General features: G+C 71.4%; 16 protein-coding genes and 1 pseudogene. 14 read left to right on the top strand and 3 right to left on the bottom strand.

All coding sequences use genetic code 11. The annotated features are described in order from the left end of the window. Positions 1 to 248 precede the first annotated feature (248 nt). Positions 249 to 818, top strand: a complete 570-nt coding sequence (locus tag ACGFX9_RS13025) for an adenylosuccinate lyase (protein ID WP_393469411.1) — start codon at positions 249 to 251, stop codon at positions 816 to 818. A gap of 166 nt (positions 819 to 984) precedes the next feature. On the opposite strand, the gene ACGFX9_RS13030 is transcribed toward ACGFX9_RS13025, so the two are convergent. Continuing rightward, a complete protein-coding gene (locus tag ACGFX9_RS13030) occupies positions 985 to 2025 on the bottom strand; it encodes an Rv2578c family radical SAM protein (protein WP_393469414.1) in 1041 nt (346 codons plus the stop codon). Between the two features lie 165 nt (positions 2026 to 2190). On the opposite strand from ACGFX9_RS13030, the gene ACGFX9_RS13035 reads away from it, so the two are divergent. From ACGFX9_RS13035 to ACGFX9_RS13050, 4 genes are all read left to right on the top strand, one after another. Further along, positions 2191 to 2634 (top strand): SRPBCC family protein, encoded by a 444-nt coding sequence (locus tag ACGFX9_RS13035; RefSeq protein ID WP_393469417.1) that lies wholly within the window; start codon positions 2191 to 2193, stop codon positions 2632 to 2634. A gap of 217 nt (positions 2635 to 2851) precedes the next feature. Next, positions 2852 to 5266, top strand: a complete 2415-nt coding sequence (locus ACGFX9_RS13040; protein WP_393469420.1) for an MFS transporter — start codon at positions 2852 to 2854, stop codon at positions 5264 to 5266. 154 nt (positions 5267 to 5420) lie between these two features. Then, positions 5421 to 7847 carry a SpoIIE family protein phosphatase gene (locus tag ACGFX9_RS13045; RefSeq protein ID WP_393469423.1) on the top strand — a complete coding sequence of 809 codons (2427 nt, stop codon included), beginning with the start codon at positions 5421 to 5423 and terminating at the stop codon, positions 7845 to 7847. A 127-nt stretch (positions 7848 to 7974) separates the two neighbouring features. After that, a complete protein-coding gene (locus ACGFX9_RS13050) occupies positions 7975 to 8700 on the top strand; it encodes a methyltransferase domain-containing protein (RefSeq protein WP_393469427.1) in 726 nt (241 codons plus the stop codon). Here the strand turns inward: ACGFX9_RS13050 and ACGFX9_RS13055 are convergent. Next, positions 8636 to 9586, bottom strand: a complete 951-nt coding sequence (locus ACGFX9_RS13055) for a substrate-binding domain-containing protein (RefSeq protein WP_393469430.1) — start codon at positions 9584 to 9586, stop codon at positions 8636 to 8638. The two genes, ACGFX9_RS13050 and ACGFX9_RS13055, sit on opposite strands and share 65 nt — an antisense overlap. Between ACGFX9_RS13055 and ACGFX9_RS13060 the strand changes: the two are divergent. The 9 genes and pseudogenes from ACGFX9_RS13060 to ACGFX9_RS13100 form a co-directional block, all read left to right on the top strand. Further along, positions 9522 to 10509: pseudogene (locus ACGFX9_RS13060) on the top strand (MFS transporter); the annotation flags it as partial. The gene ACGFX9_RS13055 and the pseudogene ACGFX9_RS13060 overlap by 65 nt on opposite strands. A gap of 6 nt (positions 10510 to 10515) precedes the next feature. Then, positions 10516 to 11349, top strand: a complete 834-nt coding sequence (locus ACGFX9_RS13065; RefSeq protein WP_393469433.1) for a M55 family metallopeptidase — start codon at positions 10516 to 10518, stop codon at positions 11347 to 11349. Continuing rightward, a complete protein-coding gene (locus ACGFX9_RS13070) occupies positions 11342 to 12691 on the top strand; it encodes a M20/M25/M40 family metallo-hydrolase (RefSeq protein ID WP_393469436.1) in 1350 nt (449 codons plus the stop codon). The genes ACGFX9_RS13065 and ACGFX9_RS13070 overlap by 8 nt, the downstream gene beginning before the upstream one ends. A gap of 42 nt (positions 12692 to 12733) precedes the next feature. After that, entirely contained in the window at positions 12734 to 14719 is a 1986-nt protein-coding gene (locus tag ACGFX9_RS13075; protein WP_393470472.1) for a prolyl oligopeptidase family serine peptidase, read from the top strand. Next, positions 14716 to 15639 carry an LD-carboxypeptidase gene (locus ACGFX9_RS13080; RefSeq protein ID WP_393469439.1) on the top strand — a complete coding sequence of 308 codons (924 nt, stop codon included), beginning with the start codon at positions 14716 to 14718 and terminating at the stop codon, positions 15637 to 15639. Before ACGFX9_RS13075 ends, ACGFX9_RS13080 begins: the two co-directional genes overlap by 4 nt. Positions 15640 to 15804: 165 nt before the next feature. Beyond that, on the top strand, positions 15805 to 17613 hold the full coding sequence (locus ACGFX9_RS13085) for a CocE/NonD family hydrolase (RefSeq protein WP_393469442.1): 1809 nt from the start codon (positions 15805 to 15807) through the stop codon (positions 17611 to 17613). 127 nt (positions 17614 to 17740) lie between these two features. Next, positions 17741 to 17980 carry a DUF1049 domain-containing protein gene (locus ACGFX9_RS13090; RefSeq protein ID WP_393469445.1) on the top strand — a complete coding sequence of 80 codons (240 nt, stop codon included), beginning with the start codon at positions 17741 to 17743 and terminating at the stop codon, positions 17978 to 17980. Positions 17981 to 18018: 38 nt separating this feature from the next. After that, the gene (locus ACGFX9_RS13095) at positions 18019 to 18585 is read left to right on the top strand and encodes a GNAT family N-acetyltransferase (protein ID WP_393469448.1); all 567 of its coding nucleotides are present in this window, start codon (positions 18019 to 18021) and stop codon (positions 18583 to 18585) included. Between the two features lie 40 nt (positions 18586 to 18625). After that, positions 18626 to 20605 (top strand): DUF5107 domain-containing protein, encoded by a 1980-nt coding sequence (locus ACGFX9_RS13100; protein WP_393469451.1) that lies wholly within the window; start codon positions 18626 to 18628, stop codon positions 20603 to 20605. Positions 20606 to 20684: 79 nt separating this feature from the next. Here ACGFX9_RS13100 and ACGFX9_RS13105 read toward each other — a convergent pair whose 3' ends face one another. After that, on the bottom strand, positions 20685 to 21038 hold the full coding sequence (locus ACGFX9_RS13105; protein ID WP_393469454.1) for a VOC family protein: 354 nt from the start codon (positions 21036 to 21038) through the stop codon (positions 20685 to 20687). Positions 21039 to 21044 lie beyond the last annotated feature (6 nt).

A 21044-nucleotide genomic window follows, 5' to 3' on the forward strand; every position in this document is an offset into this window, starting at 1 on the left:
CGGGCGGCGAAGAGGGCACGCCCGTGAGGAGTCGACCGGCTCTGTCCCGAAGCCGCGTCGTACTGGGGTGGAGCTGAGGTACCTGAAGTACCGAACCGACTGCACTCACGGCGGCTGCGTCACCAGGCCGCCATGAGGAAAGGAACTGCTTACGAGGAGTGTGCCCCGCTCACATGAGACTAACCGGCGAGTAACGAGCGCGCCAGTCCCCGGTGTTTGTGATCTACATCGCGGATAGGCTCCCCCGCATGGACGTGGAGTTGCGGACGGTGACGGAACGCTTACGCCGCGAGGCAGGAGTCTCGAAGGCCTACGAGAGGCTGGTCGCGACCGGCGATGTGGAGGAACTCGCGGAAGTGCTCTCGGCGGACGGACAGCCGCTGTGGGCGCGGGAGTTGGCGGCGGTCCGCCTCGGGGCCGCCGGGGACAACAGGGCCTTCGAGTCCCTGGTGCTGCTCCTCAACCACCGGGACCCCTCGCGGTGCGCCGCCGCCGCGTACGCCCTGGCCAGGCTGGGCGATCCGCGTACGGCACGGGCGGCAGCCGCCCTCGCCACCAATGAACTGCGCGTCGCCTACGCCCTGTACCCGGTGCGTCTGCTCACCGAACTGCGCGCACCCGAGTCGGCGCCGGCCCTGATCACCACCCTGGGCCGCAGGCTCGCCCCGCACGATCCGTACGGGAAGATCGCGCTCGCGTGCGTGGAGGGCCTCGGAGCGCTGGGCGACCCACGGGCCCGGCCGGTCCTGACCCGGGCATGCGGCTTCCCACGCCTGGCGGCCGCGGCGTCGGCGGCCCTGGCCCGCCTGCCGGAGTAGAGCGCCACGCGCGCGGATGGCGCGCTATCAGGACGGCGTACGCCTCGGCGCCGGTCGTGGTCCAGCTGCACCTCCAGCGAGAAGCACTGGAGCACTGGATAGTCCTTGGTCGCGCACTTCTGGGGTTCGGGCGCTGGTAAATGACCTGAAAGGCGCAGTGTGACGATCAGAGGAGAGTGAGCTGCGTGCCTCCGGCTGCGGGTACGGGCGCGGGTTCCTCCGGTACGCGGATACGGCGGGCCGCGCCCGCACGCGCGGGCCCGATGCCGAACTCCTCGGCCAGCTCGTGCACTTGCCGGGTGATCCGGCGCTGGTACCACTTGGGCGCGTAGGCCCCTTCCGCGTACAGCCGCTCGTAGCGCCGCACCAGGTGCGGATGGTGCTGGGCCAGCCAGGCCATGAACCACTCGCGCGCCCCGGGCCGCAGATGCAGCACGAGCGGCGTGACGGAGGTCGCCCCCGAAGCGGCGATGGCCCGCACGGTCGCCCGCAGCTGCTCCGGCCGGTCCCCGAGGAACGGGATCACCGGCGCCATGAGCACCCCGCACCCGATGCCGTGCTCGGTCAGCGTGCGTACGACGTCGAGCCGCCGCTCCGGAGCGGGCGTGCCCGGTTCGACGGTGCGCCACAGCTCCTGGTCGACGAAGCCGACGGACACCGAGATCCCGACATCGGTGACGGCGGCGGCCTGCCGCAGCAGGTCGAGGTCCCGCAGGATCAAGGTGCCCTTGGTGAGGATGGAGAAGGGGTTCGCGTGGTCCCGCAGGGCGGCGATGATCCCGGGCATGAGCCCGTACCGCCCCTCGGCCCTCTGGTAACAATCGACATTCGTGCCCATCGCGATGTGCTGGCCGTGCCAGCGGGGCGAGGCGAGCTGGCGGCGCAGCAGATCGGGGGCGTTGACCTTGACGACGATCTGGCTGTCGAAGCCGAGTCCCGTGTCCAGGTCGAGATAGCTGTGCGTCTTGCGCGCGAAACAGTAGACGCACGCGTGCGTGCACCCCCGGTACGGATTGACCGTCCACTCGAAGGGCATGCGGGACGCCCCCGGCACCCGGTTCACGATCGTCCTTGCCCGGATCTCGTGGAAGGTGATTCCACGGAACTCAGGTGTGTCGAAGGTCCTGGTGGTGACCGCGTCCGCGCCGAACAGCGCGGCATCCGCGACACCCCGTGACGGCCCGTCGGCGAGGTTCTCCCAGCGCATGACGCCTCCTCGGTAGCACTGACCACAGAATAGAACACATGTTCCCTTGATCGTGCGACCCGGTACCGACCCGGTGCCTCGGCGACCCCGATTTGAGGGGCCGGTACGCAGGGTGGTTGGCTTCCGGGGAACCACTACGAGTAACCGAGTGCTGGAGGAAGTGCCATGGCGCAGGTCGAGGCGACCACGGAGCGGATCATCGCGGCGCGGCCGGAGGACGTCTTCGACGCACTGGCCGACTACGAAGGCACCCGCCCGAAGATCCTGTCGGAGCACTTCAGCGAGTTCGAGGTGCGCGAGGGCGGCGACGGTGACGGCACGCTCGTCCACTGGAAGCTGCAGGCGACCAGCAAGCGCATCCGTGACTGCCTCCTTGAGGTCAGCGAGCCCACCGACGGGGAGCTCGTCGAGAAGGACCGCAACTCCTCGATGGTCACCACCTGGACCGTGACCCCGGCGGGCGAGGGCAAGTCGCGCGTGGTCGTCTCCACCGTGTGGAACGGCGCGGGCGGCATCGGCGGATTCTTCGAGAAGACCTTCGCCCCCAAGGGCCTCGGGCGGATCTACGACGAGGTGCTCGGCAAGCTCGCCGCCGAGGTCGAGAAGTAGGACAACCACCGCCCCGTCCTCAACTCCGGTAGCCCATAAGGGTTGTTGTAACGCTCACCGTTTCGAGTGGTTTTCCTTCCGGGGCAGTTGTACGCCGTAGGGCTCCCACCGGCGCATACGTGCGCAGGACCTCATGTAGGGGCGACTCGTCGCGCTTGCTCGCAGTTGTCGCGTAATGCGAGAAATGTGCGGCGAGGCGCGACGAGGGGAGCAGGACGTGGGTGGCACGACGCTGGTGAAGGGCGCCGAACGGGGGGAGCCGGAGGCGGCCTTGGCGCCTCCGGACGCCGCGGAGGCGCCTTCGCGCGACGAGCCCGCGGCTCAGGGAGGCGCACTCACCCCCGGACGCGTCCGGATGGTCTTCGTCGGCCTGATGCTCGCCCTGCTGCTCGCCGCGCTCGAGCAGATGATCGTCGCCACCGCGCTCCCGAAGATCGTCGGTGAGCTGCACGGCCTGGACAAGATGTCCTGGGCGATCACCGCCTACCTGCTCACGGCCACGGTCGGGCTGCCCATCTACGGCAAGCTCGGGGACCTCTTCGGACGCAAGGGCGTCTTCCAGTTCGCGATCGTCGTCTTCATCGTCGGCTCCGCCCTGGCCGGCTGGTCCCGGACGATGGACCAGCTCATCGCCTTCCGCGCCATCCAGGGCATCGGCGCGGGCGGACTCATGATCGGCGTACAGGCGATCATCGCGGACATCGTGCCGCCCCGGGAACGCGGGCGCTACATGGGCCTCATCGGCGCCGCGTTCGGCCTCGCGTCGGTCGCGGGACCGCTGCTCGGCGGGTTCTTCACCGACCACGTCACCTGGCGCTGGTGCTTCTACTTCAACGTGCCCTTCGGGCTCGTCACCCTCGCCGTCGTCAGCTTCGTACTGAAGCTGCCCAAGCGCACCGGCAAGGCCCGGCTCGACGTGCTCGGGGCGCTGTTGCTCGCCTCGGCCTCCACCTGCCTTGTGCTGCTCACCAGTTGGGGCGGCACCGAGTACGCGTGGGGCTCGCGCGTCATCCTGGGGCTCGGAGCCGGGGCCCTCGCCTCGACCGTGCTCTTCGTGGTCGCCGAACGGTTCGCCGCAGAACCGATCATTCCGCTGCGCCTGTTCCGTGATTCGGTCTTCAACATCACCTCTCTCGTAGGCATGGTCATCGGCGTCGCCCTCTTCGGAGCGGCCAGTTATCTGCCGACCTTCCTGCAGATGGTCGACGGCGCGAGCGCCACCGAGTCCGGACTGCTCATGCTGCCGATGATGGGCGGCATCGTCGGCGCCTCGATCCTCGCCGGACAGCTCATCAGCCACACCGGGCGCTACAAGATCTACCCGGTCCTCGGCTCCATCCTGTCCGTCATCGGCATGTGGCTCCTCTCGCGGCTCGAAACCGACACGCCCCGCCTGCACTACAGCATCTGGATGGCCGTACTCGGCGCGGGCGTCGGCCTCGTCATGCCGGTCCTCATCCTCGCCGTACAGAACGCCGTACGCCCCGGCGACCTCGGCACGGCCACCAGCGCCAACAACTACTTCCGGCAGATCGGCGGCAGCGTCGGCGCCGCGATCTTCGGCACGCTCTTCGCCCACCGGCTCGCGGACTCGCTCGCCGACCGCGTCCCGGCCGGGACCGGCCTCCCCGACCCGGAGGCCATCACCCCCCAGCTCGTCCACTCCCTGCCCGCCCCGCTGCGCGAGGCCTACATCCAGGCGTACGCCGACGCCATGCCGCGGATCTTCCTCTACCTGGTGCCGGTGCTCGTCCTCGGCATGCTGATCGCCTTCTTCCTCAAGGAGACACCCCTGTTGTCCAGCACAGCCCCCCAGAGCGCCCCCACGGCCGAGCAGCCCGCTTCCATCCCCCAGGCCCGCACCTCGTACGCCGCCGGGGTCCCCGTCTGCGGCACCGTGCAGCACCCGGACGGCACCGTCGTGCCCCGCGCCGCCCTCACCCTCATCGACGTCGGGGGCCGGCAGATCGGCCGCGGCGCGAGCGGCGACGACGGGCGGTACGCGCTCTCCACGCCGGGCTCCGGATCCTTCGTCCTGATCGCGGCAGCCGGCGGCCACCAGCCGCAGGCCGTCACCGTCACCGTCGGCGAGCGCCCCGTGGAGCTCGACGTCGTGCTCGGCGGCGCCGGGCGCCTTGCCGGGAGCGTGGTCACCGCCGACGGAACGCCCGTCAGGGACGCCGCCGTGACCCTCACCGACGTACGCGGAGAGGTCGTCGCCACCACCCGCAGCGGACGCGAAGGCGGCTACGTCATCACGGAGCTGGTGGCCGGTGAGTACACCCTGGCCGCCAGCGCCCCCGCATTCCGCCCCGCGGCCCTGCCCGTCTCCGTGCAGGCCTCCCGCGAGACCCGCCAGGACGTCGAGCTCGCGGGCGGCGCCGTCCTGCGCGGCACCGTGCGCGCGAGCGGTGGGCGGCCCGTGGAGGACGCGCGCGTGACGCTGCTCGACGCGGCGGGCAACGTCGTGGACACTCTGACGACCAGGGAGGACGGCACCTTCCGGTTCATCGATCTGTCGTCCGGCGAGTACACGGTCATCGCGGCGGGCTACCCGCCGGTGGCGACCGTCCTCCAGGTCGCGGGCGGCGGGCGTACCGAGCGGGATCTGCAGCTGGGGCACGAGGACTAGGATCCGGCGCTGGGGGGCGACGGGGGAACACCACCCGTCGGATGCGCCCCGGCGCGAGCCAATTCCCCCATTGCGCCGCATGGCAAGCCGCGCCGGTCGTACGGTGGTTGGGGCGGCGGAGGCCTTCGTGGTGCCGCCGGAAGGAGCGTTGGCCATGGATCAAGGCACCCCGGGCGGGCCGGTGGCGCAGAGTGCCGTGGCCGGCCGGATTCCGCTGGCCGTGGTCGTCGTCGACGGCGCGGGTCTGGTCTCCCACTGGAGCGTCGGCGCAAGGCGTCTCTTCGGCTACACCAGGGAAGACGCCGTGGGCACCCCGGCCGGCGACCTGCTTCCGGTGTCCGGCGCCATCCCAGAGGAGCGCACGAACTACGGGGCGTACGACGACGGCCTCGGCCCCGACCTGGAGACTTCCCTCGACGGGCGCATCTCCTACCCGGCCGCCGGGCGCGCGCGGCTCACCGTGCCCGGCCGCGGCGCCGACCGCCTGGACGTCCTGTGGTGGGCGTATCCACTGGTGGGCCCCGGGCCCGAGCGGTTGCTCGTCCTCGCCGCGGACGCCGACCGGATCGCCGACGACGAAGACCACGAGCCGGGCCAGGTGGAGCGGATAGCCCCAGGGTTCGCCCTGCACACGGACTTTCCCGGAGCGGACGAACTGGCGGAGCGGCTGCCCGAGATCCTGCCCAGCATGAGCGTCGGCGAGAGCTCCCGCATCGTGGCGCAGATCCTCGAACTGGGCTATCCCGTCCTGGAGTTCAGCAAGCAGGACCGCGTCCCCGTCACCCCGGACTGGGGCGTGCCGCGGCGCGCCGAGCGCAAGGCGCGCAGGCTGCGTGACCGGCAGGCCGCCGCTGACGGCGTCGCCCCCGAGGCCGCCCCCGAAGAGGCCGAGGACATCGAGTACGTGGCGGTGCGCGAGCGCCTTGAGTTCCTGAACGAGGTCAGCGGGCGCATCGGCTCCTCGCTCGACCTCTCCCGGACGATCATCGAGGTCAGCCGGGCCGTCGTACCGCGCTTCACCGACGTCGCAGGGACCTACCTGCGCGAACAGGTCGTCGCGGGCGAGGGATTCCCCGAAGGGGTGCCGGACGAGCGGACGATGTGGCACCGGGTGGCCCTCGAGCACACGGACGAGCCGGGCCGCTGGGACGACGTCGTCCCCGTGGGTGAGTCCATGCCGTTCCCCTCGCACACGCCGTTCTTCCAGTGCATGACCTCCGGTGACCCGGTCCTCGTACCGCGCATCACCGAGGAGATGGGCAACGCGATCGCCTCGCAGTTCGAGAAGCGCGACATCCGTCCGCTCATCAACCACCGCTCGATGCTCGTCGTACCGCTCAAGGCCCGCAACGTGGTCCTCGGGTTCATGATCCTGCTGCGCCACCAGGAGCGGCCCGTCTTCAACGACATGGACCGCGTCACCGGCGCCGAACTGGCCGCCCGCGCGGGCCTCGTGCTCGACAACGCCCGCATGTACACCTACCAGGAGAGCGTCGCCGACACCCTCCAGGACAGCATGCTGCCGCACATCGAGCCACGCATGACCGGCTGCGACATCGCCACGAGGTATCTGCCGGGCACGCTGCTCGGCCGGGTCGGCGGCGACTGGTTCGACTCCGTGAAACTGCCCGGCTCGCGCACGGCGCTCGTCGTCGGCGACGTGATGGGACACGGCCTCAACTCGGCCGCCATGATGGGCCAGTTGCGTACGGCCGTGCAGACCATGGCCGCCCTCGACCTGCCGCCCGCGCAACTCCTGCGCAACCTCGACGACCTCGCGCAACGCCTCGGCGAGCACTACCTCGCCACCTGCCTGTACGCGGTCTACGACCCCATCGTGGGCGAGCTGCACCTGGCCAACGCGGGACACATCCCGCCCGTCCTGGTCCGCGCCGACGACGGCCGCAGCGAACTCCTCGACCTGCCCACGGGGGCGCCCATCGGCGTCGGAGGCGTGCCCTTCGAGGCGGTCCGCGTGCGTGTGGCACCCGGCGACCGGCTCCTGATGTGCACGGACGGCCTCGTCGAGGTGCGCGGCGAGGACATCGGCGTAGGCCTCGCCACCCTCACCGAGACGGCGGCCCACCCGGCGGCCTCCATGGACGACGCCTGCGACACCATCATCCGGGCGCTCAACACCGGGGGCGGACGCAAGGACGACGTGGCCCTCCTGATGGCCCGCCTGAACGGCGTCGCGGACGAGGACGTCGCGAGCTGGCGGCTCGCGCTCGACCCCTGCGAGGTCGGCAGGGCGCGCGAACTGGTGCGCGAACAGCTGCGCGTCTGGTCCCGCGAGAGCCTGACCGAGACCGCCGAACTCCTGGTCAGCGAGCTCGTCACCAATGCCGTACGGCACTCGGGCGGTGGCCGCGTCGAGTTCCGCCTGGTGCGCTCGGGCCCCACGCTGATGTGCGAGGTCGAGGACGACGACCCCACCCTGCCCACGCTGATGAGCGCGGGCCCCGGCGACGAGTTCGGGCGCGGTCTGCGGATCGTCAGCGCGCTCGCCAAGGAGTGGGGCACCAGTCGTACGACCTCCGGCAAGACCGTGTGGTTCGAACTGGGCCCGCCCCGTACGTGATGGTGCGCAGCCCGTTTCGAAGACGCGGTGAATGATTGCGCCGGTGACTTGTCCGCGTACCCCGGGCGCGGTAGACCGATCTTGCCGCCGGCTTCGGCGGCCGTCGTCGCACCCTGGGGAGCTGGGCATGAGCGTCACGAGTCGGTACAGGGAGGCGTGGGAGGGGTTCTGGCGGGAGGCCCCCGGGGAACAGGGTGCCGTCCTCTGGGACGCCGAACCCGCGCTCACCGTCGGCATCCACCTCGCCCTCTTCGAACCGCACCTGACGGCCGCGGCCCTGCCCCTGGTGGACCTCGGCTGCGGCAACGGCACACAGACCCGCTTCCTCGCCGACCGCTTCCGGCGCGTCCTCGGCGCCGACCTGTCCGCCGCCGCCCTCGCACACGCACGGCGCGCCGACCCGGCGGAGCAGGTCGAGTACCGGCAGGTCGACGCCGCGGAGAAGGTCGAGGCGGAGCAGCTGCACGCGGAACTCGGCGACGTGAACCTCTATATGCGCGGGGTTCTCCACCAGTGCGAGCCCGCCGACCGCCGACCGCTCGTCGAGGGCATCGCGGCCCTCCTTGGCGAACGCGGCAGAGCCTTCGTCGTCGAACTCGCCGAGGCCGCGGGCCCCGTCCTGCGCGACCTCGTGCAGAGCCCCGCGGGACCGCCGCCGAAGCTCGCCCCGGTGTTCGCGCACGGCATCGCACCGGGCGAGGTCGCGGACGCCGCGGTGCTGGAGTACGTCGACGCGGCGGGCCTCACGGTTTTCGCACAGGGTGAACTGCCGCTCATCACCACGGAGTTCAGGCCGGACGGAACGCGGATCGAGCTGCCGTCGAGGTGGCTGGTGGTGGGCCGGGCGGACTGACGCGGCCCGGCGTCGGGGCCAGGAGGGCACCGCCCTGGCCCGTGCTCGCGGCGCCCTGCGGCACCACACTCCGGGGATCTCCCCGCGCCACGTCACGCGCCGCCTCGCGCGCGGTCCGCGCGAAGGTCTCGATCGCGCCCGTACCGTGTCCGGCCCGCCACACCAGGCCGTAACCGACCGGCTCGGCGTCGGCGAAGGGGACGTACGCGACACCGGGACGGGTGTAGTACGTCCCGGTGTGCGCGGGGGTGAGGAACGCGCCCCTGCCGCCCGCGACCAGCATCAGCGCCTCCTGCATGTTGGTCACGCCAGGACCGCGGCCGATCGCCCTGCCGGACGGCGTGCGCGAAGGGACGTGGTGTTCGAGCCGGTAGCCCGGCACCTCGCCCTCGATCGTCAGGAGCGGTACGTCGGCCAGGTCCTCCAGCGTCACCGAGTCCCGCGCGGCCAGCGGATGCGCCGCGGCGATCGCGAGGACGCGCTCCTCCGCGAGCAGTGCGGGACCGCCGCCCAGGTCCTCCTCGCGCACCGGGAACTCCGTGAGCTGCACGTCGAACTCGCCCTTGCGCAGCTGCCCGTACGGATCGCCGAGCGGCACCTCGCAGATCTCCACGGCGAGCCCCGGGTGGGAGACCCGCAGCGCCTCCGTCGCCCTCATCACGATCTCACCGGCCAGCGGATTGCCGAAGCCGACGTGCAGCACGCTGTCGATGCCGCGCGCGGTGGCCGCGGCCCGCTCCACGGCGGCGTCGATGGCCCGGTGGTGCGGCTCCAGGTCGGCGCGGAGCTGACGGCCGAGGGAGGTGAGGGCGACGCGGCGGCTCGTCGCCCGCTTCGTCACCGGGGTCGCCGCGGCCTTCATGATCCCCGCGGGCCTCTCCATCATCACCACGGGCTTCGAAGAGGGCCCGCGCCGCAACAAGGCGCTGCTCTTCTACTCCGGGACCGCAGCGGGCGGCTTCTCGATCGGCCTGGTCGTCGGCGGTCTGCTCACCGCCGTCGGCTGGCGCTGGGTCTTCTTCGTGCCCGTGGTGCTCTCCGCCCTGATCCTGACCGCCGCGCTCGCCTTCGTCCCCAAGTCCCGTCGCCGTCGAGCGCCGCTCGCCGTCCCCGCTCGTACGTCTCGGGATCTTCCGCAGCGGCGCCCTGGTCCGCGCCAACCTCTCGTGGCTGTTCTTCGCGGGCGGCTTCTTCGGATTCCAGTTCCTGGTCGTCCTCTACCTCCAGGAGCTGCGGGACTGGTCCACCCTCCAGACCAGCTTCGCGATGATCGCCATCGGCGTCGACGCGGTCCTCTCGCCCACCGTCACCCCCAGGCTGGTCGAGCGTTTCGGCAACGCCCGGGTCATCTTCGGCGGTCTGCTGCTCGCCGCGCTCTCCTACGCCCTGTTCCTGCCGGTCGGTGCCGACTGGACGTACCTGGCGATGTTCCCGAGCCTGATCATCCTCGGCCTCGGCTTCGCCCTCACCTACGGACCGCTCACCATCGTCGCCACCGAGGGCGTCAGGGAGGAGGAGCAGGGCCTGGCCGGTGGGCTCCTCTACACCGCCTTCCAGTTCGGTGCCGCGCTCGGCCTCTCCACCGACGCCGCCGTCAACGTCTGGGCCACCACGTCGAGTTCACCTTCCGCTTCGCCCTCCGCGCTCCTGGACGGCTACCGCGCGGCCCTGTGGGTCCCGCTCGCCGCGGCCCTGCTCGCCGCGCTCATCAGCGCCTTCGGGCTCCGCTCGCGGCCGGGCAAAATATTGGTGCGCGACGTGGTCACCGGCGGCGGATCTGGTCCAGGACTTGGCGAACGCGTAGCGTGAGGCCGCATGAAGATCCTGATCAGCGCCGACATGGAGGGCGCCACAGGCGTGACCTGGCCGGCCGACGTGCTGCCCGGTACGCCCCAGTGGGAGCGGTGTCGTTCCATGTTCACCTCGGACGTCAACGCCGCCGTGCTCGGCTTCTTCGACGGGGGCGCCGATGAGGTGCTCATCAACGAAGCGCACTGGAGCATGCGCAATCTGCTCCTTGAGGACCTGGACGAGCGGGCCGAGATGCTCACCGGGCGGCACAAGTCGCTCTCCATGGTGGAAGGCGTCCAGCACGACGACGTCGACGGCATCGCGTTCATCGGCTACCACACGGGCGCCGGCATGGAGGGAGTGCTCGCGCACACCTACCTCGCCAACTCGATCACCGGGGTGTGGATCAACGGCGAGAGGGCCAGCGAGGGGCTGCTCAACTCGCACGTCGTCGCCGAGTACGGCGTGCCGGTGGTCCTCGTCACCGGCGACGACCTGGCCTGTGAGGACGCGCTGGGCTACGCGCCCGGAGCGCTGAAGGTCGCCGTCAAGGACCACGTGTCGCGGTACGCGGCCGTGTGCCGCACCCCCAGGCGCACCGCATCCGACATCCGGGCCGCGGCCAAGGAGGCGGCGACGCTCGCCGTGCGGCACGAGCCCGTCCAAGGGGGTCCCTTCACCGTCGAGGTGGAATTCGACGCCGAGCATCTGTCCGCGGCGTCCACCGTCGTGCCGGGCGTCCGTCGCACCGGCGAGCGGAAGATCGCGTACACCAGCGAGACCATGTACGAGGGCATCAGAACGTTCAAGGCGGTCACGACGATCGCCTCGGCCGCAGTGGAGGAGCAGTATGGCTGAGCAGCCGACGAATGAGGCTGCCGGGCAGACCGACGGGCAAGCCCTCGACGAGGTCGTCAGATTCACCTCCGAGCTCATCCGCATCGACACCACCAACCGCGGCGGCGGCGACTGCCGGGAGCGGCCCGCCGCCGAGTACGCCGCCGAGCGCCTCGCCGGAGCCGGGCTCGAACCGGTCCTCCTGGAGCGCACGCCGGGGCGTACGAACGTCGTCGCGCGGATCGAGGGCACCGACCCCTCGGCCGACGCGCTGCTCGTCCACGGTCACCTGGACGTCGTTCCCGCCGAGGCCGCCGACTGGAGCGTGGATCCGTTCTCCGGGGAGATCCGCGACGGTGTCGTGTGGGGCCGCGGCGCCATCGACATGAAGAACATGGACGCGATGATCCTCTCCGTGGTGCGCGGCTGGGCGCGTGCGGGAGTGCGGCCCCGGCGGGACATCGTGATCGCGTTCACCGCCGACGAGGAGGCGAGCGCCGAGGACGGGTCCGGGTTCCTCGCCGATCAGCACGCCGCTCTCTTCGAGGGGTGTACGGAAGGCATCAGCGAATCCGGCGCCTTCACCTTCCACGACGGACGCGGCAACCAGCTCTACGCCATCGCCGCGGGGGAGCGCGGCACCGGCTGGCTCAAACTGACCGCGCGCGGCAAGGCGGGGCACGGCTCGAAGGTGAATCCGGCCAACGCCGTGAGCAACCTGGCGGCCGCGATCGCCCGCATCGGGAACCACCGCTGGCCCGTGCGGCTCACGCCCACGGTCCGGGCCGCCCTGACCGAACTCGCCGCGCTGTACGGGGAAGGCGCGGAACTCGACGCGCCCGGATTCGACGTGGACGCGCTCCTGGAGAAGCTCGGCCCCGCAGCCTCCCTCGTCGAGGCGACCGTACGCAACAGCGCCAACCCGACGATGCTGCAGGCCGGTTACAAGGTCAACGTCATTCCCGGCGAGGCCGTCGCCTACGTGGACGGCCGGTATCTGCCCGGCGGCGAGGAAGAGTTCGCCGCCACCCTTGACCGGCTCACCGGAGTGGACGTCGACTGGGAGTTCCACCACCGTGAGGTGGCGCTGCAGGCGCCGGTCCACTCCCCGACGTTCGCGAAGATGCGAGCCGCCGTCGAGGAGTTCGCCCCCGAGGGGCACGTCGTGCCGTACTGCATGTCCGGCGGCACGGACGCCAAGCAGTTCTCGCGGCTCGGCATCACCGGCTACGGCTTCTCGCCGCTGAGGACACCGGAGGGCTTCGACTATCAGGCTCTCTTCCACGGTGTCGACGAGTGCGTGCCGGTGGACGCACTGCACTTCGGCGTTCGCGTACTTGACCGCTATCTGCGAACGGCCTAGGGAACACAAGGGAATAGGGAATATGGGGGAAGAGAAGGAATGATGGAGACCCAGGCGTACGGATCATGGCCGTCACCCATCGACGCGGCGCTCGCCGCCACGCACGACGGCTCCCCGGCCCACGCGGGCTTCGTCGGGGCCGAGGCGTGGTGGACCGAGCCGAGGCCGAACGAAGGCGGCAGGCGTGTCCTCGTGCGGCGGCGTCCGGACGGCACGGAGGAGTCCGTGCTGCCCGAGCCGTGGAACGTGCGCAGCCGGGTCATGGAGTACGGCGGGCGTGCCTGGGCCGGGGCCGAGGGCCCCGGCGGGCCGCTGGTCGTGTTCGCCGACTTCTCCGACCAGCGCCTGTACGCCTACGAGCCCGACGCCCCGGAATCCGTCCCGCGCCCGCTGACCCCGCTCTCCACCGTTGGCGGCGGCCTGCGGTACGTCGATCCGTGCGTGCACCTGGACCGGGGGGAGGTCTGGTGCGTCCTTGAGGAGTTCACCGGCCAGGCGCCGACCGACGTGCGGCGGGTCGCCGTCGCCGTGCCGCTGGACGGCTCCGCGGCCGAGGACCGAGCGGCGGTGCGTGAACTCTCCGACGACCGGCACCGGTTCATCACCGGGCCCCGCCTCTCACCGGACGGCACGCACGCGGCGTGGATCGCCTGGGACCACCCCCGGATGCCGTGGGACGGCACGGAGCTCCTGGTCGCCGAGGTCCGCGCGGACGGCACGTTCGGCGCGCCCCGGGCCTTCGCCGGCGGCCCGGAGGAGTCCGTCCCGCAGGTGGAGTGGGCCCCCGACGGGCGGCTCCTGTTCGTCAGCGACCGCTCGGGGTGGTGGAACCTCTACCGCGGCGACCCGGCGGACGGCGACGACGGGGTGCCGATCTGTACGCGCCAGGAAGAGTTCGCCGGACCCCTGTGGCAGGTCGGCAACGAATGGTTCGCGCCCCTGGACAGCGGTCTGATCGCCGTCGTGCACGGCAAGGGCGCCACCGCGCTCGGCGTGCTCGACCCGGAGACCGGCGAGGTCGTCGACGCGGCGGGCCCCTGGACGGAGTGGGCGCCGAGCCTCGCGGTGCACGGCAGCCGGGCCGTCGGCATCGCGGCGAGCCCCCGCAGCGCCTACGAGGTCGTGGAGCTGGACACGAGCACGGGCCACGCCCGCGTGATCGGCGCCGCGCACGACGACCCGGTGGACACCGCGTACTACCCGGAGCCACGCATCCGCACCTTCAGCGGCCCGGAAGGCCGTGAGATCCACGCGCACATCTATCCGCCGCACCACCCGACCTGCATGGCGCCCGACGAGGAACTCCCGCCGTACGTGGTGTGGGTGCACGGCGGCCCGACCAGCCGCTCCCCGCTCGTACTCGACCTGGAGATCGCCTACTTCACCTCGCGCGGCATAGGCGTCGCGGAGGTCAACCACGGCGGCTCGACCGGCTACGGACGCGCGTACCGCAACCGCCTGCGCGAGCAGTGGGGCATCGTCGACGTCGAGGACTGCGCGGCCGTCGCCCTCGCCCTGGCCGACGAGGGCACCGCGGACCGCGCACGCCTGGCCATCCGCGGCGGCAGCGCGGGCGGCTGGACCACGGCCGCGTCGCTGACCACGACGGACGTGTACGCCTGCGGGACGATCATCTACCCGGTCCTGGACCTCACGGAGTGGGGCGCGGGCGGGACCCATGACTTCGAGTCGCGGTATCTGGACACGATGATCGGGCCGTTCGACGAGGTGCCGACCCGGTACGTGGAGCGCTCACCCGCGGAACACGCCGACCAGGTCACCGTGCCGTTCCTGCTGCTCCAGGGGCTCGACGACGTGATCTGTCCGCCCGAACAGGCCGAGCGGTTCGTCGCCGAACTCGAGGGACGCGGTGTGCCGTACGCGTACATCGCCTTCGAGGGCGAGGGGCACGGATTCCGCCGCGCGGACACCGTGATCCGCGCCCTGGAGGCCGAACTCTCCCTGTACGCCCAGGTGTTCCGGCTGAGACTGTCCGGCGGCACACCCACCCTGGAGCTCTCCAAGTGAAGCCCCTGACCCGTCCCGCGCGGCTGGCCCCCGGCGCGCGGGTGGCCGTCGTCGCGCCCAGCGGACCCGTTCCGGAGGAGCGGCTCCAGGCGGGCCTCGACATCCTGCGCGGCTGGGACCTGGAACCGGTCGTCGCCCCTCATGTCCTGGACGAGCACCCGCGGTTCGGCTACCTCGCGGGCACGGACGCCGGGCGCGCCCGTGACCTCCAGGAGGCGTGGTGCGACCCTTCCGTCTCCGCGGTGCTCTGCGCGCGCGGCGGCTACGGCGCCCTGCGGATGGTGGAGTCGCTCGACTGGGCGGCGATGCGGGCGGCGGGACCCAAGGTGTTCGTCGGCTACAGCGACATCACCACGCTGCACGAGGCGTTCGCGGCACGGATGGGCCTCGCGACACTGCACGGCCCGATGGTCGCGGCAGCCGACTTCCTCAAGAACGCCCGTGCGCAGGAGCATTTGAAGGCCACGCTTTTCGAACCGGAGCAGGTCCAGGTGATCGCCTCGGGCAGGCCCGCGCTCGTACCGGGCCGGGCGCGGGGCGTCACGCTCGGCGGCTGCCTCTGTCTGCTCGCCGCGGACCTCGGCGCCCCTGGGGCGCGTACGTCGGCGCGAGGAGGGCTGCTCTTCCTGGAGGACACCGGCGAGGAGAACTACCGCCTCGACCGGTATCTCACCCAGCTCGCCCGCGCGGGATGGCTGGAGGGGGTGGACGGGGTCGTGCTCGGCTCGTGGGCGGAGTGCGAGCCGTACGAGAGGGTGCGGGAGCTGCTGCTCGACCGGCTCGGCGGGCTCGGGGTGCCGATCGTCGAGGAGTTCGGGTTCGGACACTGCGAAGGGGCGCTGACGGTGCCACTCGGGGTCGCGGCGGAACTGGACGCGGACACGGGGACGTTGACGCTGGACGTGCCCGCGCTGGCGTGAATTCGCCCTCCCGTATGAACGGTCACCCTCGGTACTGAATTCTCGTCAACTTCCTTCGAGAAACCCCTGTCACGAGCGTTGACCCACACATGACACGTGTCACACCATGGCCCCTGGCCGGTTACTTACCGGTCGGTAGTCGGTTGTCCTCAGCGTGGAGGTCTCGTGTCCCGTCGTACCGCACCCCGTCGTGCCGTCTCCCGGCCCCGCGCGCCGCTCGCCCTCGCCGTCGGTGCCGCACTCGCCGCGCCCCTCGCGCTCACGGCACCGGCCCCCGCGAGCGCCACCGGCCAGTTCACCGTCACCCCGCTGAAGTTCACCGTCCAGGCGGGCGGCAGGAACTGCACCATCGACGCCGACCTCTACCGTCCGGCCGGCGTGGACGCCGCGCACCCCGCGCCCGCCGTCCTCACCACCAACGGCTTCGGCGGCAGCAAGTCGGACGGCTCGACGGCGGCCACCGGCAAGGAATTCGCCGAGCGCGGCTACGTCGGGCTCGTCTACTCCGGGCTCGGCTTCGGCAAATCCGGGTGCCTGATCTCCCTCGACGACCCGAAAATCGACGGCAAGGCGGCCTCCGGGCTCATAGACTTCCTCGCCGGGAAGCGCGCGGCCGACGACGGCACGACGATCGACTACGTCACCAAGGACGCCAAGGCCGATCCGCGCGTCGGCATGATCGGCGGTTCGTACGGCGGGGCGGTCCAGATGGCGACGGCCGCCGTCGACCGCCGGGTCGATGCCCTCGTACCGATGGTCACCTGGAACGACCTGAGCTACTCGCTCGACCCGAACAACGCGGCCGACCGCGGCGTCCCCGGCGCCGCCAAGTGGCAGTGGATGAACGGCTTCTACCTCATCGGCGAGGCCCAGCCACTCATCGAGTCGAACCTGGACCCGTCCCGCATCAACTCCATGACCTGTCTGCACTTCGTCACCCAGGCCTGCGAGACGATCCGGACACTCAACTCGGGCCGCTATCCAGCCGACAAGACCGAAGCTCTCCAGAAGTACGCCCGCAGCGTCTCGCCCGTCTCGTACCTGCCGCAGGTCAAGGCGCCGACCCTGCTGATCCAGGGCCAGACGGACACCTTGTTCAACCTCAACGAGGCGCAGGCGACGTACGAGACGCTCAAGGCGCAGGGCACCACCACGAAGATGATCTGGCAGTCCGGGGGACACAGCGGCGGCCTCACCGACCCGGCCTCAGGCGAACTCAACCTCGCGGCGGGCAACTTGGAGACGAGTTACGTAGGCAAGCGCGTCCTGTCGTGGTTCGACCGCTACCTCCAGCACAAGAAAGGCGTCGACACCGGCCCCGCCTTCGCCTACCACCAGGACTGGGTCCCCAGCGACAGCGGACCGAACGGCTCCTACGCGACCGCCTCGAAGGTGCCCGCACTCAGCCAGAAGCTGTATCTCTCCGGCGACGGCAAGCTCGTCGACAACCGCAAGAAGGTCGCCCGCGGCAGCCGTGAGTACCGCAACTGGCTGATCCCCACCAGCCACTCCGAGAGCTCACTCGCCGGCATGATCGGCCTGCCCGACCGCGCCCCGCACGACACCAAGGGCACCTATCTCGACTGGACGAGCGAGCCGCTGACCGGCGCCGTGGACGTCGTCGGCTCCGCGAAGGCCACCCTGAAGGTCGTCTCGCCCAGGACCGAGCGGGTGCAGAACTCCGGCGACGCGGCCGACAAGCTCGTCCTGTTCGCGAAGCTGTACGACATCGCGCCCGACGGCAAGAAGACGCTGGTGCGCCGGCTCGTGGCGCCCGTGCGCGTGCCGGACGTGACGAAGCCGTTCACCGTGTCGCTGCCGGGGACCGTGCACCGGTACGAGGCGGGGCACAAGCTGCAGTTCGTCGTGGCGGCAAGTGACGACGCGTACGGCGGGAACAGGGGCGTGAAGCCGGTGACCGTCACCAGCGCGCCCGAGGACACCGGGGTGCTCGAACTGCCCGTCGTCCGCTGACCCAGGCCTCACCCGCATGGCCCACACCCCCACCCCGCAGGGGCATCCACCGCGCGCGAACCAGGCCCAGCCGCCCATGCTGGTCACCGGGGGAGCGCGGTCGACGCTCCGACGGAAGGGTTCACACATGGGTCCCAACACCTCCTCGGGCGGCTCCAAGGGCGGCGGCGGTGGCGTCGTGACGCCGGGCAGGGTGGCCGTCGCCGCGGTCGTCGTCCTGATGCTCGTCTTCATCTTCGAGAACACCCGCAGCACCAAGATCAGGCTGCTGATCCCCGAAGTGACCATGCCCCTGTGGATGGCGCTGCTCGCCACCGGCGTGATCGGAGCGCTGTGCGGGGCCTACTTCATGCGGCGGCGCAGGTGAGGGCGTGGCTGCCCTTCCTGGAGGGATAGCGTGGGCGGATGCCTGACAGCACCACCTATCTCGCCGAGGGCCCCCGCGTGGGCATCCGCCCCTACACCTGCGCCGACGGCCGCGAGTTCACCGCGCGTGCGCGCGAGAGCCGTGAACTGCACCGCCCCTGGCTCTTCCCGCCCACCACGGACGAGGAGTACGCGGCCTACGCGGGCGCGCTCATCGCGGGCCGGTCCAAGACCGGGTTCCTGATCTGCGAGCGGCAGGCCGGTGGCGCCGTCGCCGGGTTCATCAACATCAACAACATCGTCGCGGGCGCCTTCCGGTGCGGGGCACTGGGGTACGGCGCCTTCGCGCACGCCGCGGGGCGTGGACTGATGGGGGAGGCGCTCGGGCTCGTCGTACGCCACGCCTTCGACGTCCTTGAGCTGCACCGCCTGGAGATCAACGTCCAGCCCGGCAACGCCGCGTCGATCGCGCTCGCCCGCCGCGGCGGCTTCCGCCGTGAGGGCTTCTCGCCGGGCTTCCTCTTCGTCGACGGGGCGTGGCGCGACCACGAACGCTGGGCGCTGACGGCCGAGATGGCGGGTCCCGCGCCCTTTGCTCAATCCTGACCGGGATAGCCCCTGGTCGGGACGGCGGCGACCGTGTTCCATGGTGATCGTGACGACCACCGTGCGACGTGACGTACTGACGCTGCCCGCCGCCCCGTTGGGCCCCGAGAACCCGCTGCCGCCGCTGCGGCCGCTGCGCAAGGCGCACACCCTGGAGGACCGCGGGAGAGAGGGCCTGCCGCGTGACATGGCGCGGCAGCTCGGGTACGAACCGCTGCGCGGCATCCTGCCGACGCGCGTCCTCGACGGGTACGGGCGGGAGCGGACCGAGACGGCGATCGACACGCTGGTCATCGAGAACGACCGGCTCCGCGCCACCGTCCTGCCCGGCTTCGGCGGCCGGGTCCACTCCCTCCTCCACAAGCCGACGGGCCGCGAACTCCTCTACCGCAACCCGGTGTTGCAGCCCGCGTCCTTCGCGCTCAACGGCGCCTGGTTCTCCGGCGGCATCGAGTGGAACATCGGCGCCACGGGCCATACGGCGCTGTCCTGCGCCCCGCTGCACGCGGCCCGGGTGACGGCGCCAGACGGCGGCGAGATGCTGCGCCTGTGGGAGTGGGAGCGGCTGCGTGACGTCCCGTTCCAGGTGGACCTGTGGCTGCCCGAGGACTCCGACTTCCTCCATGTCGGCGTGCGGATCCGCAACCCGCACGAGAAGGCGGTGCCCGTCTACTGGTGGTCCAACATCGCGGTGCCCCAGGAGCGCCGGGTCATCGCCCCGGCCGATGAGGCCTGGCACTTCGGGTACGCGGGCGGGCTGCGCAAGGTGCCGGTGCCTCGGAGTGATGACGGGGTGGACCGGACGTACCCGACGCGCAGTGAGTACGCCGCCGACTACTTCTACGACGTACCGGACCGGGCGCGGCGCTGGATCGCCGCGCTCGACGACGACGGGCACGGCCTCGTCCAGACGTCGACCGATCTGCTGCGCGGCCGCAAGCTCTTCGTCTGGGGAACGGGCACGGGCGGGCGGCGCTGGCAGGAGTGGCTGACGGAGCCGGGCACCGGCGGGTACGCGGAGATCCAGGCGGGCCTGGCGCGGACGCAGTTGGAGCACGTACGCCTTGACGCCGAGGGCGAGTTGACGTGGCTGGAGTCGTACGGTCCGATGTCGGCGGAGCCGGGGCCGGTGCACGGCGAGGACTGGCGGGCGGCGCGTGAAGAGGTGTCGGCGCGGCTCGCGGAGGCGTTGCCGCGAGGCGCGGTGGAAGCGGCGTACGACGCGTGGCGGCCGAGCGCGGACACCGCACCGGGCGAGGTCCTTGCCACGGGGTCGGGCTGGGGCGCGCTGGAAGTCCTGCGCGCGGACCACAAGCTGCCGGGAACTCCCTTCCCCGAGGCCACACTTGGCCCCGAACAGGAGCCGTGGCTGGAGCTGCTGCACTCCGGCGCCGTCCCCGAGCCGCGCAGGGTGGCTCCGCCGGGACCGACGCTGGTCGCCCCGCACTGGCGGGACATGCTGGAGACGGCGCCCGCGCGGCCGGTCGCCGAATACCACCTGGGCGTCGCGCAGTGGCACGCGGGCGACCTGGCCCAGGCGGTACGCAGCTGGGAGCGCGGCCTCGAACTCGCCCCCTCCCGGTGGCCGTTCCTGCGCTGCCTCGCGGTCGCCGACGAGGAGTCGGGCCACATCGAGCGAGCCGCCGACCGGTACGCGGAAGCCTTCGACGACCTGTGCCAGGAGCGCCGCGACGACGGCGTCCTGTGGACATCGGCGAGCGCCGCGCTGGGCAAGGAGGCGATAGGCGCCCTGCTGACCGCGGGACGACCGGCGGCGGCACGGGAAGTATGGAACCGCCTGCACGAAACGACACGAGGGGAGGGCCGCTTCCGCCTGGTGGAGATCCAACTCCTGCTGGCTGAGGGTGAGTTGACGTCGGCTCGGGCGATCTTCGACGAGGGCTTCGAGGCGGCCGACTTGCGCGAGGGCGCCGAGGTCATCGGCGAACTGTGGCACGCGGTGAGCGAGGAGGAGCTGCCTGCGCGGTACGACTTCCGGATGCGGGGGGCCGAGGGCTGAGCATTGGGGGTGCCCCAGACCCGGTACATCAGGGCCGTCGTGTGCGAGGCTGCGGGCCGGGCCCGTGGGCCGGGGCCCGTCAGGTTGTGGTGCGGCGGTCCGCGTACTCGAAGATCGCGCCGTCCGGGTGCATCGCGATGAGGTTGCGGCCCGCCGGGGTCGCGACGGGGCCGGCGACGACATGGGCGCCGGAGGCGTTCAGGATGGCGGCAGCCTCGTCCACGTCCTGCACCGCGATCGTCGCGGAGACCTTGCGGAGGATCTCCAGCTCCCGCTCGGGGCCGCTCATCAGCAGAAAGCAGCCGACCGCCGCGACCGAGACACCCCCACGCTCGAAACGCTGCGCGGGAGCGCCCGCGAGGCGTTCGTAGAAGGCGACCGAGGACTCCAGGTCCTCGACGCAGATACGCAGCGTGGCTCCCAGGATCTCCATACGGAC

This window comes from Streptomyces sp. NPDC048436 (assembly GCF_043200355.1).
Classification (GTDB): domain Bacteria; phylum Actinomycetota; class Actinomycetes; order Streptomycetales; family Streptomycetaceae; genus Streptomyces.